Annotated in this window: 12 protein-coding genes; 6 read left to right on the top strand and 6 right to left on the bottom strand. The window is 29.4% G+C overall.

The window, feature by feature from the left end; translation table 11 throughout:
* Nucleotides 1-16 precede the first annotated feature (16 nt).
* The 3 genes from Ccar_RS10130 to nuoE are packed head-to-tail and all read right to left on the bottom strand — an operon-like array spanning nucleotide 17 to nucleotide 4,162.
* Nucleotides 17-1,741: an NADH-dependent [FeFe] hydrogenase, group A6 gene (locus Ccar_RS10130; protein ID WP_007062593.1), complete on the bottom strand. Its 1,725-nt coding sequence runs from the start codon at nucleotides 1,739-1,741 to the stop codon at nucleotides 17-19.
* A gap of 33 nt (nucleotides 1,742-1,774) precedes the next feature.
* Nucleotides 1,775-3,670: an NADH-quinone oxidoreductase subunit NuoF gene (locus Ccar_RS10125; RefSeq protein ID WP_007062594.1), complete on the bottom strand. Its 1,896-nt coding sequence runs from the start codon at nucleotides 3,668-3,670 to the stop codon at nucleotides 1,775-1,777.
* Between the two features lie 12 nt (nucleotides 3,671-3,682).
* Nucleotides 3,683-4,162, bottom strand: coding sequence for an NADH-quinone oxidoreductase subunit NuoE (gene nuoE, locus Ccar_RS10120; protein WP_007062595.1), 480 nt, complete (start codon nucleotides 4,160-4,162; stop codon nucleotides 3,683-3,685).
* A gap of 344 nt (nucleotides 4,163-4,506) precedes the next feature.
* Here nuoE and Ccar_RS10115 point away from each other — a divergent pair, with 344 nt between their 5' ends.
* Nucleotides 4,507-5,022 (top strand): hypothetical protein, encoded by a 516-nt coding sequence (locus Ccar_RS10115; protein WP_007062596.1) that lies wholly within the window; start codon nucleotides 4,507-4,509, stop codon nucleotides 5,020-5,022.
* Between the two features lie 1,105 nt (nucleotides 5,023-6,127).
* Here Ccar_RS10115 and Ccar_RS10110 read toward each other — a convergent pair.
* Nucleotides 6,128-6,892 (bottom strand): tRNA threonylcarbamoyladenosine dehydratase, encoded by a 765-nt coding sequence (locus tag Ccar_RS10110; protein WP_007062597.1) that lies wholly within the window; start codon nucleotides 6,890-6,892, stop codon nucleotides 6,128-6,130.
* A 605-nt stretch (nucleotides 6,893-7,497) separates the two neighbouring features.
* On the opposite strand from Ccar_RS10110, the gene Ccar_RS10105 reads away from it, so the two are divergent.
* Both Ccar_RS10105 and plsY read left to right on the top strand, forming a co-directional pair.
* A complete protein-coding gene (locus tag Ccar_RS10105; RefSeq protein ID WP_007062598.1) occupies nucleotides 7,498-8,340 on the top strand; it encodes a carbon-nitrogen hydrolase family protein in 843 nt (280 codons plus the stop codon).
* A gap of 16 nt (nucleotides 8,341-8,356) precedes the next feature.
* Nucleotides 8,357-8,950, top strand: a complete 594-nt coding sequence (gene plsY / locus Ccar_RS10100) for a glycerol-3-phosphate 1-O-acyltransferase PlsY (RefSeq protein ID WP_007062599.1) — start codon at nucleotides 8,357-8,359, stop codon at nucleotides 8,948-8,950.
* Between the two features lie 377 nt (nucleotides 8,951-9,327).
* On the opposite strand, the gene Ccar_RS10095 is transcribed toward plsY, so the two are convergent.
* The gene (locus Ccar_RS10095; RefSeq protein WP_007064726.1) at nucleotides 9,328-9,594 is read right to left on the bottom strand and encodes a hypothetical protein; all 267 of its coding nucleotides are present in this window, start codon (nucleotides 9,592-9,594) and stop codon (nucleotides 9,328-9,330) included.
* A gap of 554 nt (nucleotides 9,595-10,148) precedes the next feature.
* On the opposite strand from Ccar_RS10095, the gene Ccar_RS10090 reads away from it, so the two are divergent.
* Together Ccar_RS10090 and rd are read left to right on the top strand one after the other, a co-directional pair.
* Complete coding sequence (locus Ccar_RS10090) at nucleotides 10,149-12,476, top strand: ATP-binding protein (RefSeq protein WP_007062602.1); 2,328 nt, start codon at nucleotides 10,149-10,151, stop codon at nucleotides 12,474-12,476.
* A gap of 327 nt (nucleotides 12,477-12,803) precedes the next feature.
* Nucleotides 12,804-13,502, top strand: coding sequence for a rubredoxin (gene rd, locus Ccar_RS10085; protein ID WP_007062603.1), 699 nt, complete (start codon nucleotides 12,804-12,806; stop codon nucleotides 13,500-13,502).
* A 172-nt stretch (nucleotides 13,503-13,674) separates the two neighbouring features.
* Here the strand turns inward: rd and Ccar_RS10080 are convergent, their stop codons facing one another.
* A complete protein-coding gene (locus Ccar_RS10080) occupies nucleotides 13,675-14,145 on the bottom strand; it encodes a methylated-DNA--[protein]-cysteine S-methyltransferase (protein WP_007062604.1) in 471 nt (156 codons plus the stop codon).
* A 253-nt stretch (nucleotides 14,146-14,398) separates the two neighbouring features.
* Between Ccar_RS10080 and Ccar_RS10075 the strand changes: the two genes are divergently transcribed.
* Complete coding sequence (locus tag Ccar_RS10075) at nucleotides 14,399-14,665, top strand: TIGR04076 family protein (protein ID WP_007062605.1); 267 nt, start codon at nucleotides 14,399-14,401, stop codon at nucleotides 14,663-14,665.
* Nucleotides 14,666-14,677 lie beyond the last annotated feature (12 nt).

Raw genomic sequence — 14,677 nt, 5'->3', positions numbered from 1 at the left:
GTAGCAATTTAATATTTTAGCACTCTTTATTAGTATATTTAGTATGAAGTAATTTGTGTGCTTTTTCACTATTTGGTTTACCTAAGAATTCCTCATACAGCTTAATTATAGCTGGATTTTCATGAGATTTTCTTAAAGTTTTATTTTTATCTTCTTCATATAAAGCATTCATTCTGTCTTTTAAAATTTCGTATTTTCCATGGATATATGGTTGACCGCCACCATCAATACATCCACCAGGGCAAGCCATTATTTCGATTATTTGATAATCAGCTTTTCCTTCTCTAATCTTGTTTAGAAGTTTACGTGCATTTCCAAGACCACTTACAATAGCAGCTTTTACTTCTAAGTCTTTTATTTTTATTGAAGCTTCCTTTATTCCATCTAAACCACGAACAACTTCAAAATCTACATTATCTAAAGTTTCTCCAGTAATCCATTCATAAGCTGTACGAAGAGCAGCTTCCATAACACCACCTGTTACTCCAAATATAACAGCAGCACCAGTTGATTCACCAAGAAGACTGTCAAAATCTTCATCTTGAAGCTTTTCAAAGTTTATGCCTGCTTCTTTAATCATTTTTGCAAGCTCTCTAGTACTTATAACAATATCCACATCACTATTCATTTCAGGTCTTGCAGCTTCATATTTTTTAGCAAGGCAAGGCATAACTGAAACCAATATGATGTCCTTAGGGTCCATATTCATTTTTTCAGCAAAATAAGTCTTAGCTACAGCACCAAACATTTGTTGAGGTGACTTACAGCTGGATGGAGAATCAAGTAAATCACTAAATTCATGTTCAATAAAGTTTATCCATCCAGGACAGCAGCTTGTAAGCATTGGAAGCTTGCCTCCATTTGTGATTCTACCCATAAGCTCTGTTGCTTCTTCCATTATAGTTAAATCAGCAGCAAAATCTGTATCAAAAACTTTATCAAAGCCTAAAGAACGAAGTGCTGCAACCATTTTACCTGTAACTGGTTTTCCATATTCTAAACCAAATTCTTCTCCAAGAGCTGCTCTTACAGCTGGTGCAGTTTGTACTATAACAAGCTTACCTTCAGTGTTTAATGCATCCCAAACTTTAGTTGTGTTATTAACTTCTGCTAAAGCACCTGTTGGACACACTGCCACACATTGACCACAGAAGGTACAGTTCGTTTCTACCATTGCAGTACCAAAAGCAGGAGATACAATAGTGTCAAAACCTCTGCTTACTGCAGATAATGCAGAAACAGTTTGGATTTCGCTGCATACAGTTTCACATCTTCTACATAGTATACATTTATCTAAATCACGAACTATGGAAGGACTAGAAGTATCCTTTGCATAAGTTGACATTTCACCCTTATACTTAATTTCATGTATTCCCATATCAGCTGCTAAAGCTTGAAGTTCACAGTTAGTGCTCTTTTCACAAAGCAAGCAGTTTTGTGGGTGGTCTGAAAGAATAAGTTCTACTACATTTCTACGAGCCTTTATTGCTTTTATGGAATTAGTTTTTACTACCATACCTTCAGTTACAGGAGTAGTACATGCAGGGGCAAGATTTCTTCTGCCTTCTACTTCTACCACACAAACTCTACAGGAACCAGGCTTGTTTTCAAATCCGTCGTGAAGTTTTAAATGGCACAAAGTAGGTATTTCTATTTCAAGCAGTTTTGCAGCTTGTAGTATAGTAGCGCCTTTTTCCACTTGCACTTGTTTATTATTTATAGTAAGAGTAATCAAACTCAAAACTTCCACCTCTTTCTCAAAATTTTTGCACAATTATTTTTTTACTATAGCATCTACAGGACATCCACTACAGCAAGCTCCACATTTTATACACTTGCTTTGATCTATAGTGTGAACTTGTTTAACCTTTCCATTAATACAATTTACAGGACAGTTTCTTAAGCACTTAGTACATCCGATACATTTATCTGTAATTTCATATTTAAGTAAGTTCTTACAAACTCCTGCTGGACAAGATTTTTCTTTTACGTGAGCTTCATATTCGTCAGCAAAGTATTTCATTGTACTTAATATAGGGTTAGGTGCAGTTTGTCCAAGACCACAAAGAGAAGTATCTTTTATAGTTTGTGCTAACTCTTTTAACTTTTCTAAGTCATCTTCAGTACCTTGTCCGTTAGTTATCTTTGTCAATATTTCTAATAAACGTTTATTTCCAATTCTGCAAGGTGTACATTTTCCACAGGATTCTTCTACAGTAAATTCCAAATAGAATTTAGCTATATCAACCATACAGTTATCTTCATCCATAACAATCATTCCACCAGAACCCATCATAGAGCCTATGGAGGTTAAGGATTCATAATCTATAGGAATATCTAAATTTGAAGCAGGTATACATCCGCCAGAAGGTCCTCCAGTTTGTACTGATTTAAATTTACGTCCATTTTTAATGCCGCCGCCTATGTCATAAATTATTTCTCTTAGAGTTGTACCCATAGGAACTTCTACAAGACCTACATTATTTATCTTACCAGCTAGTGCAAAAACCTTTGTTCCTTTAGAAGTTGCAGTACCTATAGAACTGTACCACTCAGCACCATTATTTATTATAGCTGGAATATTTGCTAAGGTTTCAACATTGTTTACGCAAGTTGGCTTATCCCAAAGTCCGCTTTCAGCAGGGAATGGTGGTTTATTTGTAGGTTCACCACGGCAGCCTTCTACAGAATGAATTAAGGCTGTTTCTTCACCGCACACAAAAGCTCCAGCTCCATATCTTATATCTATATTGAAACTGAATTCTGATCCTAAAATATTATTACCTAAAACACCGCATTCAAGAGCTTGGTCGATAGCTGTTTTAAGTCTGCTAACTGCAAGAGGATATTCTGCTCTTATATATATAACTCCCTTTGAAGCACCTATAGCATATCCTGCAATAGCCATAGCTTCTAATACACTATGAGGGTCGCCTTCTAATATGGAACGATCCATAAATGCACCAGGATCTCCTTCATCAGCATTACAAATTATATACTTTTGATCAGCATCATATGCTTTAGCAAAAGACCATTTTTTACCTGTAGGGAAACCACCGCCTCCTCTACCTCTTAAGCCTGAATCTATAATTAATTTTACAACATCATCAGCACTCATTTCTGTGATACATTTTCCAAGTGCTAAATATCCTTTAGTTGCAATACTTTCAGTTATATCTTCAGGATTTATAAATCCACAATTTCTAAGTGCAATTCTGTGCTGCTTTTTATAGAAGGACATTTCATCTTGTCTTTTTACTTTTTCTTTTACAGATGGTTCTTCATATAAAAGATTTTCTAGTATTTTTCCTTTTAATAAATGTTCATTAACTATATCCTGAGTGTCTTCAGGTGTAACATGAACATAAAATACATTGTCAGGGCTTATTTTAACAATAGGTCCTTTTTCACAGAAACCAAAGCATCCTGCAATTTCAACAGTAACTTCTTCTGAAAGACCAGCTTTTTCAACTTCTGCTTTTAAATTGGATACAATCACATCACCTTCTGCAGATTTACAGCCTGTTCCGCCGCAAACAGTAATGTAACGTTTACACCTTTTATTTTCAACAGCAGCTTCTTCTTCTTCAGATGATTCTCTTATTTTTAAATTTTCTGAATACTTTAAACATGCTTTTTGGAGTTCTTCATAAGAATTGATTTTATTCAATGTCCCTTCCCCCTATTCCTTATATTCATCTAAAATTTTATCTACCATTTGTTTAGTAAAATGACCGTAAACTTTATCATTAACAGTTACTACAGGAGCAAGTCCACAAGCACCTACACATCTTAAAACCTGGATAGTAAATTTTCCATCTGATGTGGTTTCGCCAACTTCAATGTCTAATTTTCTTTCAAATTCTTCAAGTACATCCCCTGAGCCTTTAACAAAGCATGCAGTTCCCATACATATATTTATAACGTATTTTCCAGTTGGTTCTTCGGTGAAGTAAGAATAAAATGTAACAACACCATTAACCTTGGAAACAGGTATATCTAGTTTTTTAGCTACAAATTTTTGTACATCTTTTGATAAATATCCAAATAGATTTTGAGCTTTATGGAGAACTGAGATTAATGATCCTTTTTTTTCTTCAAGGTTATCTATGAATTGTTCGAGTTCGTTAAAATATTGCTTTTCTAAATTATCACAACACACTAAGGTATACCCCCTCTGAATGTATATATTTTTTCTATATGTTTAAATTATATCAAACTTTTTAAAAAAATAAAGAGATTTTTTTAAAAAACTATATAAAATTTTTCAAAAAAAGTATTAAATTATACAAAAAACGCAAATGAAAAGGAATTCAAATGTAATATGTGCAAAAATCGACAAATAAAATATTGTTAAATATGTAACTTAACTTTCACAATTTGAAAATAATGAGACGCAATATTTTTCACATGACAGTGGAAAATGTTATTTTTTAAAATTTATAATGAAAAAACATTTACTGTATATTATAATAAGTAGTATGTAACTGTAGAGGAGGTATACATTTGAAGTTTGAAAATATTTTAACAATAGCTTTAATTTTTGCATCTATCATTCAATTTTATTTATCTTTTATTAAAGGAAGAAGCAGAGAAGACAACTATGGGGATATGCTGCTTAAATTGAATATGGATATGTTTAAAAGAAAGTTTTTAGCAGCATTACTTATTGGTATATGTATTTATTTTGTCTATGTTATTATAAAAAATAATTTTTCAGTATTAGGAATACTTATAGTAATGTATTTTCTTTTAAGTATATATGATTTTAGTAAAATGAAAATTATAACTTCTAAGGGGATAGGACAGAAAAGTTTTTATAGTAATTCCTATTATAATTTTACTAAATGGAGTGAAATTATAGATTGGCAGTGGTCCAAAGAAAAGCAAAATTCACTTTTAATTAAAATTCAAAAGGAAAAAATGGTGTTAAATAAGGAATGGACTGTTTTGAATTTTGAAAAGGAAAAGGTGAGCAAGCTTTTTGAAGATAATGTGAAAAACAAGGAGCTTCCTAGTTAATCGAAACTTTGAAGTTTAAAATTATGCGATGTAAAGTGCAGTGGTAGTTTTGATTTTAACTTTTACTACGAGATATAAGATAAGTGTTCCATCACGGCTAAATGTTTTTAATTATTCTAAGCTCAAATTTTAGGAAAGCCTAAGAACTTTGCCAAACTCGCTTTGGCTCAAACAGGGCTAAAGTTCTAAGACTTTCCTAAAATTTTCACTAAGAATAATGAAAAAACAATTTAGCTAATGTGATGGAACACTTATCTTATATCCCTACGCAAAAGTTAAAATAAAAACTAGTAACTTCAAGTGTACACATATAATTAAATTGTCATAGTTTATTTTAGTGATTCAAAATTATGTTTAATCATAAAGGCGAAGCCTGCTGTTATATTAATAATTAAGTTTAAAATCAGTTGCTTTCTATTTTATAGAAATATCTCGAAAGGAGATTGAGCATTTGCATTGTTGAAAAATCTAGTATGCTACCTCCTCCTAAAAAGTTGTGTAGTAAATTTAAGACTTCTAATTATAATGAACTGCTTATAATTTATTATGATATAGCGCTTCGTAAAAATAGTAAATTTATTGATTATTAATTGTATCTAGAATATTCGTGTGTGTGGAGGTTAGAATCTTTAATAATCTAAATCATCAGTCTTTTGATATGCTTCTATAAAGTAGAAAAGAATTGATTTTCCCAATTTAATATCTCAAGGTATTATCAGGTTCTGCCTTAATTTTTAAGCGTTAAACAATATGTTAAAACAATTTCAATTTAATAGACCTATCTTTAACAATGATAGCTAAATGTGTACACATAAAGTTACTAGTTTGAATTTTAACTTTTATGTAGTGATATAGGGTAAGTGTGGTATCACATTAGCTAAATTGTTTTAATATTATTCTTAGCCCGAAGTTTTTGAAAGCCTTAGAACTTTAGTCTTGTTTGAGGGAACCGAGTTTGACAAAGTTCTTAGGCTTTCAAAAACTTCGAGCTTTAGAATAATTAAAACATTTAGCCGTGATGCCACACTTACCCTATATCACGTAGTAAAAGTTAAAATTCAAACTTCAACTGTATCTGCTTTGCATTATGCTTACATTAATTTAACTATTTAGAATTTATATTTAGCATATCCTTAATAACTTCTCCACCTATTATCATACCTGCTACTGGTGGAACAAAAGAAATGCTTCCTGGTATTTGTCTTTTGGCTGCACATTTTTTTGTGCCTCCAGTGCAAACACAGCCTTCTTTGCAAGTTACAACTTCTTCATAATTAGGTTTTATAGGAACTTCTTCTGAATAAAGAACTTTTAAGTCCTTAATACCTCTTTTCCTAAGTTCATATCTCATAACCTTTGCTAAAGGACATATTTTTGTATCATATATATCAGCTATTTTAAATTGGGTAGGATCTAATTTGTTTCCTGTACCCATGCAGCTTATTATATCTATGTTATGATTTTTACACCATACTATTAAGGATAATTTTGATGAAACTGTGTCAATAGCATCAACTACATAATCTGCATCTAAAGGTATTATGTCTTCTATATTATCCTCTTTTATAAAAGTTTGATGGATTTCTACTTTGCATTCTGGATTTATCTTTAAAGCTCTTTCTTTTATAACTTCAACTTTAGGTTTACCTATGGTATCAAAATTGGCATGTATTTGTCTATTTAAATTAGTTAGACAAACAGTATCATCATCTACTAATATAAGATGTCCGATGCCACCTCTTACCAAGGCTTCAAAAGAAAAGCTTCCTACTCCACCTAATCCTAAAATAACTACAGTACTATTTTTTAGCTTTTCTAAAGAATCACGTCCTATTAATAATTCTGTTCTTGAAAGTGAATGTTGTTTCATTTTATTTAAGCTCCTTTGATTATAGATTACGGCATGGGGTATAAGTTAACTAAACTAATATTCATGTTATATTTGAACATATGTGAATTCAGTTTCACTTGATAGTATATAATACTATGAATAAATGTCAATAATACAACTCACTATTTAGTCAAAATATTTTTAGTTAATTTTTAAATAGGATTTATTTTCATAATCCAATAAATTATAATTAAATTATTAAAATAAATTTTATGTATACCAAAGTTACTTCTTAGTACATTACATTCACACATAATGTATTATAGATATAGATAAATATAATTTTGGCTTACTAAAATTACCTATAACAATACAATTTACTTTACTAATAATAAAGAGTTTTATTTATAGAAGAAAAAATTATAATAGATGGTAAGGAGTATAACTTTAAAGGGGCTAATGGAGAATCTAAGCAATTATTAAGCCATGATGACTCTAAACTCAAATAGAGATAAATCACGTTTGGTATATGAATCTAACAAAGTTATTAATATATTATATACAGAAAAGAGTATAAAAAGGAAAGAGGTGAGTTTTAGTGAGAGTTTAGTACTTATTATACACTCTCTCACTAAAGTTAAACAATGAATGAAGTTAAAATAGGTTTGTGTCAGATGATGGTAGAGAAGACTTCTAAACAAGATAATGTTAAAAAGGCTAGAAATATGATAAATAGTGCAGTAGATCAAGGCGCTGAGATTGTAGTGCTTCCAGAGATGTTTAACTGTCCATATAACAACAAACATTTTAGGGAATATGGAGAAAGTTCCTTAAAGGATGAAACTATAAGTATGCTTTCAGAAGTTTCTAAGGAGAAAAATATATATTTAGTAGGTGGCTCTATTCCTGAGCTTTACGAAGATAAAGTATACAATTCATCTTTTATATTTAATAATGAAGGAAAATTGATTGGTAAGCATAGAAAAATGCATCTATTTGATATAGATATTAAGAATGGCGTCAAATTTAAAGAATCAGAAGTATTAACACCAGGGAATAAGGCCACAATTATAGACACTAAGTGGGGAAAAATGGGTGTGGCTATTTGTTACGATATAAGATTTCCAGAACTTATAAGAATTATGGCACTTGAAGGTGCTAAGGTAGTATTTATACCTGCTGCATTTAATATGACTACAGGTCCTGTACATTGGGATCTTTCATTTAGAGCTAGAGCTTTAGATAATCAAATTTATATGGTAGGAGTATCACCAGCTAGAAATGTGAATTATTCTTATGTAGCATATGGAAATTCCTTAGTAGTTGATCCTTGGGGGAAAATAATAAATAAGCTGGATGAAAAGGAAGGAATACTAGTACAAAGTATAAATTTAGATTATATAGATGAAGTTAGAGAATCACTACCTTTGCTTAAGCATAGGAGAACAGATTTATATAAAATAGATTACGAAATTAAACAGGAATGATTTTAAGGTGAAGTAAATGATGATGATAATTACAATTATAATTTCCTTTTTATGTGGTTCAATCCCAACAGGATATTTAATTACTAAAAAATTTCGTGGAGTTGATATAAGAACTAAAGGTAGTGGAAATATAGGCTCCACAAATGTAAAAAGAATTGTAGGAACTAAATTATCAATCCTTACTCAAATAGTAGATATAACTAAAGGAATAATTCCTATAATTTTAGCTATGTATTTGGCAAAAACTACAAAATTACCAATACCCACAAATGAATATCTTTCTATTATTGCAATAGTAGTAGTTTTAGGACATGATTTTACTCCTTTTCTTAAATTTAAAGGTGGTAAAGGAGTAAATACAACTGTTGGTGCATTTATTTTTGTAGCACCACTTCCAACGTTAATTGGAGTAGTAGTTCATTTTATATTGCGCTTATTTACGAAAATAGTGTCTATTAGATCAATTGCAATAGGTGTTACAATACCTGTTATGTGTATTATTATGAATCTGTCTATTTCTATAGCAGTTTCTGCATTATTTGCGTGTATTTTAATGATATTTAGACATAAAGATAATCTAATGAGAATAATACATAATGAAGAAAAATAGTCATTCAAAGGTTAGGTTTTCCTAACCTTTAAATTTAATGTGGAACTTTATTAATTGTTTGTTAACAAAATGAATCGATTTCTATTATTTTCTTCCTTTGCATTTTTCTACAATACAGTGTATTATAGAAATACAAATAAATTGTCGAAAAAAATATATAAAATTCGACAAAACGAATATGCTGCTTAGTGTAAGGTTATTTCATTTTGTAAAGGAGGAAGAAAGTAATGGAACAAAGAATAATTGAACCATCAGATATCAAATATTATTTAGGAGAGATATTGATATTTGTATTGCTATCTGCATTAACCTGGTTCATAGTATATTAGGTAATGTGAGGGAAAGTTATGCTTCCTTCAAAATAGAAAAGACGCAATCTATTTGATAGTGTCATTTTTTATAATTTCAATAATTTTATCGGCTGTTTCTGAAATGGAAATATCGCTTGTATCAATTTTTATGGTATTCATGTTTTCATATAGGGGGATGCGGTTTAAACCAGCATCCAAAGCTTCTTTTTCTCTTAAATTATTTTTTATATCTTTTGATACTCTTTTTATAAAACTGCTTTTATTGCAAATAAGGGTTATTTTAATTACCTCAAATTCTAACCCATCAAGTTTATTTAAAATCATTTCAAACATATTATAGCATAATTGATTCATTGTGGAAAATAAATGATGCTTTTTAATTCAATTAGCAAACAATATACACATCATGAATAAATTAATATAACAAATTTATCTATAATGTGAATTGTTTTATGGTAGAATATGTCGTAAAGTAAATATAAGAGATGAAAATAGATATTTGATGTAAGTCTATTGTGATCAGGAAGCAATAGCTGATTTTAATGACAGTTTTTAATTTAGTAAAATCCAATTAAAATATAAATACCCTATTATTTTATTTTATTAAAAAATTCTCCCCATAAAGTATACAGATTGAAAATCTGATAGTGGAAAGGGGAGTATTTTTTTAGTTCAATTTAAAATTTAGATATGGAGTTATTGAAATTAAATATGTGACAGAATGACTGAAAATTAAATAGTATGGCAATTATAATAATAAAACACACTGTATTGTTCATTTTGAATTCTATGGTGTGTTTATTTGTATTTGTGGCAAATATTCAAAAAAAATACATAATGTGATAAAATAGTAAATATATTATGAATTGGTAACGGAGGATTAAATAATGTATTATGCGTTAAATGAGGGGACTGAAGAACCATTTTTTTATACTAAAAATAGTGTGATTATTGAAATGAATAATGAATTTATAAATTTTACTGGCTATTCAAGAGATGAGTTGATAGGTAAATCACTTTTAAAAATAGGTTATATGCTTAGAATTGATTCTAAATTTTCTCTTGAAAATATTAAAAATGGATGTGGCTTTTATATATTTACTAAGGAATATGATGAAAGATGGGTATCAATAACTTGTAAAACATTAGAGATAGAAAATGAAAAAGTTTATTTTTTTAAAGAGAAAACAAACTTACGTATTGAAAATAAATTTTCAATCATTAATAAGCTTCTGCTTGATAATAATGTTGGTGTGGCAATTTATAATGTACCTAATTTGACACTTCTTAAAGCAAATCAATACTATTTAAATTTATTAGGTAAGCCTTATAATACAAAAGAAACTGCTATTGGTAAAAAGGCAAGTGATTTTATATACCTATGGGAAAATAGTGAATGGAAAGAGATAGTAACAAATGTTATAAATACAGGACAATCTTTTTTGAGAAAAGAAATGAAAGAATACAATCAAAATTGGAAAGAACTTTATATAGACGGTAACATAATACCTGTTATAGAAAAAGGTAAAGTAAAATACATTGTTCTAATTGGAGAAGATGTAACGGAAAAAGTATTATTAAGAAAAAGTAGTCAGGAACAAGCTAAAATCATTAATAAGCAGAAAGAAAAATTAGAAATAATCATGGAGAATATGTTTGATGGATTATTTGTGATAGATAAACATTATAAGTATACTCTGTTGAATAACAGTGCCAGAGAATTTATGTTCAATTTTCATCCTTTGAAAAGTGTAGGAGATTCACTTAGTTATATCAAATATTATGATTCGCTTGGTAACTTAATACCAGTCAAAGAATTACCTATAACTAAGGTATTAAAAGGTGAAAAGGTAAAGGAATTTAGAATTACATGTGGTATGAAAGATGAAATGCACAATTTTGATATTAGTGGAAGTCCTATTTATGATAATAAGGGTGATTTTGATTCAGGCATAATAATTGTACGGAATGTTACAGATAAAATAAAAGCTGAAGAAAACAGATTATTAAAAACTCAATTAAATTTTTTTAATAATATGATAGCTAATCTTAAGGTAGGCTTTGTAAGATATTCATATCCAGAATATAAAATCATAGAAATTAACAATAAGACCTATGATGATTTAAAGCAAATTAATCCTGGTGTGGGTAATGTATTATCTATAATAGGGAAAAATTTGTTTAGTGCATTTAATTTTACTAAGGATGAAGAAGCTGAATTTAGAAAGAACATTCAAAATATAGTAGATAAAAAGGTTAATTCTAATTTTAATTATCATAAATTTTATTTATCAGGAGAAGAAAGATTTTTAAAATTAATACATCAACCTTTAGTTGGAATTAATGGTAAAGCTGTTGAAATAATTGATATTTCAACAGATATTACAGATGAAGTAAAAGCAAAAAATGAAATGAAAAAAATCTTTCAAATTCATGAAGAATTATTTGCAAATGTATCACATGAACTAAAAACTCCTTTGAATGTAATTTTTAGTACAAATCAGTTAATGGAATTATATTTAAAAAAAGGATTAGTAGAAGTTAATAAAGAAAAGGTTTTTAGAGATGTTGATATTATTAAACAAAATTGTTACAGATTAACAAAGCTTATAAATAATATAGTGGATTTATCAAAGATAGAATCTGGATTTTTTAAATTAAACTTATCCAATGAAAACATAGTTGAAGTTACCGAGAATATTGTTCAGTCAGTCTCAGAATATATTAAAAGAAAAGAAATAAATATTATTTTTGATACAAATACAGAAGAAAAGATTATTGCTTGTGATCCTGAAAAGATTGAAAGAATTATTTTAAACCTTATTTCTAATGCAATTAAGTTTTCTAATTCAGGAGGAAGCATATTTGTCAATGTACTTGATAAAGGTGGCATTGTTGAAATATCTGTAGAAGATACAGGTATAGGCATTGAAAAAAAGTATTTGGATAATATTTTTGGAAGATTTCAACAAGTTGATAAATCTCTTTCTCGTAATGTTGAAGGAAGTGGAATTGGACTATCATTGGTAAAATCAATTGTTGAAATGCATGGTGGGAAAATAAGTGTTGCTAGTGAAGTTGGAAAAGGCAGCATATTTAAAGTAGAGCTTCCTGCACGAATTATAAAAAGCTCAAAGGCTATTGAAAAAAATAAGCAAATAAACAATAAAATTCAAATGATAAACGTTGAATTTTCAGACATATATTCAATATAAGTTTATGACAATTACTCACTTTGATGGACATGAGAAATAAAAAAATGAATAATTAATATTTAATAATAAAACATATTATTTTTGGAAAATTATATTTATTTTTGGGGCAGTTAATGTTATAATTTATTCAACGTTACAAAATTATGCAAGGGGGTAATAAAAGTGAGCCAAACTTACAAATGTGGTTTTGTACGGAAATGCTCCGTGGATAATACATGTAAGTTAAAGATGAAGTAACATATAAGTGAACTTTTTATAATGATATTGCATTAAGGAAGGGGGACATGCTTATAAAATCATTTTTGATATGTAAGCATAAATAAGTATATGATTGATAATAAAGCATTTTATAAATTAAGCTATGGATTATATATAGTAAGTTCTATTTCGGATGGTAAATTAAATGCACAAATTGCTAATTCAGTTTTTCAAATAACATCAGATCCAGCTATGGTTGCAGTGAGTATTAATAAACAAAATCTTACTCATGAATATATACAAAAAAGTAAATTGATAGGAGTTTCTGCCTTATCAGTGGAAACACCTATGGATCAAGTAGCAAGATTTGGATTTAGGTCAGGAAGAGATACCGATAAATTTGAAGGTATATCATATAAATTAGGGGAAAGTGGTGTACCAATAATTGAAGATACTGCAGCATCTTATTTTGAATTGCAGGTTGAAAAGGAAGTAGATGTTTTTACTCATACAATATTTATTTGTAAAGTGTTAAATGCAGAATTACTTAAGGATGTAGATTCCATGACATATCAATATTATCAAGATATAAAACGTGGTAAAATATCTAAAACTCCAGTATCCCAGAATGAAAATAAAACTGAGCCTATAAAGCTATCAAAGGATACTCCGAAATATAAATGTACAGTATGCGGATATATTTATGACCCATCTGTTGGAGATCCTGATGCAGGCATCTTACCAGGAACTTTATTTGAAGATATACCAGATAATTGGTTTTGTCCAATTTGTGGAGTAACTAAAGATAGCTTTGAAAAGATGGTATAAAGTATTCTATATGTTGAAGGCCAGATATATATTTTAAAATGCAAAGAAAAAATAGTAATATTTATAATAAGAAGGCACTGTACTATTCGATTGAATTTTACAGTGCTTTTATAGTTATAGTAAAGAAATATAATGTAATAAAATTAGGAATATGATATAATTATGCTCTAGATTACTTGTCCACATTTTGCTTTTCTAAGTTTAAAAGCTGCTCTTTCATCTCTAAACCACCTGCATAACCAACTAAATTGCCATTAGCACCAATAACGCGATGGCAGGGAATAAAAATAGCAATGGGGTTTCTGTTATTTGCCATGCCAACTGCACGGCAAGCTTTTATATTACCTATATTTTTGGCTATATCCTTGTAACTATAGGTTTTACCATAGGGAATTTGCTGCAATGCATTCCATACTCTTTGTTGAAATTCTGTTCCTTCAGGTGACAGGGGCAAATCAAAATTTTTTCTATTTCCATTCAGATATTCCTGAAGCTGTTTAAATGCTTCTTTTATTAATGGGGTTTCAACTATGTTTGCGTCAGGAAAAGTAATTTCCCCAAGATGCAGGTGAGTAATAGCTGAGCCATTTTCAACAATGCTTATTTTACCGATTTTTGTTTCATAGCAGAACATGTTTTTCATAAGTAATACCTCCACATTCTATGGTTATTCCATAGATATATTTTACTATATTCACATGCTGTTGTCTTTGGAAATATTATTTTAATACATATGAAAAATTTCTATATTAACTGGTATAAAGCAAATATGGTTTTCTTAAAAGTAAGTATTTCTGCTATAAAAAATTGGAAAAGTGTTATAACGGACACATCGAAGAAAATTCATATCTATTATAATATAATTATGATTTTATAAAGCTTAAGGAGGAAGTTACATGAGCAAGAGGCCAAAAATAAAAATTACATTAGTGGATCGAAAAGGTCCATGTGCATGTCACAGAGGACATCGTATTGGTGATGTCTTTGATTATGATGAAGATAGGGGAAAGCTTTGTCCAATGGCAATGCATGTAGCATTCCCATATATTGATATTTTACGTTATGGTGGAACTTTGCCTCCATGTAAAGAGGGAGATTTTCGTTTTTGTTGCTCTGATGTGGATGTAATAAATGTTTTCCGCATTGAGAAAATAGATGATTAGTATTGGTAGGCA

Source organism: Clostridium carboxidivorans P7 (genome assembly GCF_001038625.1).
GTDB classification, from domain to species: Bacteria; Bacillota; Clostridia; order Clostridiales; family Clostridiaceae; genus Clostridium_AM; species Clostridium_AM carboxidivorans.
Note: the sequence above shows the minus strand (reverse complement) of the source record. Positions and strands in the feature narration are given on the sequence as shown.

Coding starts and splice junctions, on each gene's coding strand:
- Ccar_RS10090 (WP_007062602.1), top strand. CDS start 10,149: ATGTATTATGCGTTAAATGAGGGGACTGAAGAACCATTTTTTTATACT.
- Ccar_RS10075 (WP_007062605.1), top strand. CDS start 14,399: ATGAGCAAGAGGCCAAAAATAAAAATTACATTAGTGGATCGAAAAGGT.
- Ccar_RS10095 (WP_007064726.1), bottom strand. CDS start 9,594: ATGTTTGAAATGATTTTAAATAAACTTGATGGGTTAGAATTTGAGGTA.
- Ccar_RS10110 (WP_007062597.1), bottom strand. CDS start 6,892: ATGAAACAACATTCACTTTCAAGAACAGAATTATTAATAGGACGTGAT.
- Ccar_RS10080 (WP_007062604.1), bottom strand. CDS start 14,145: ATGAAAAACATGTTCTGCTATGAAACAAAAATCGGTAAAATAAGCATT.
- plsY (WP_007062599.1), top strand. CDS start 8,357: ATGATGATGATAATTACAATTATAATTTCCTTTTTATGTGGTTCAATC.
- rd (WP_007062603.1), top strand. CDS start 12,804: ATGATTGATAATAAAGCATTTTATAAATTAAGCTATGGATTATATATA.
- Ccar_RS10105 (WP_007062598.1), top strand. CDS start 7,498: ATGAATGAAGTTAAAATAGGTTTGTGTCAGATGATGGTAGAGAAGACT.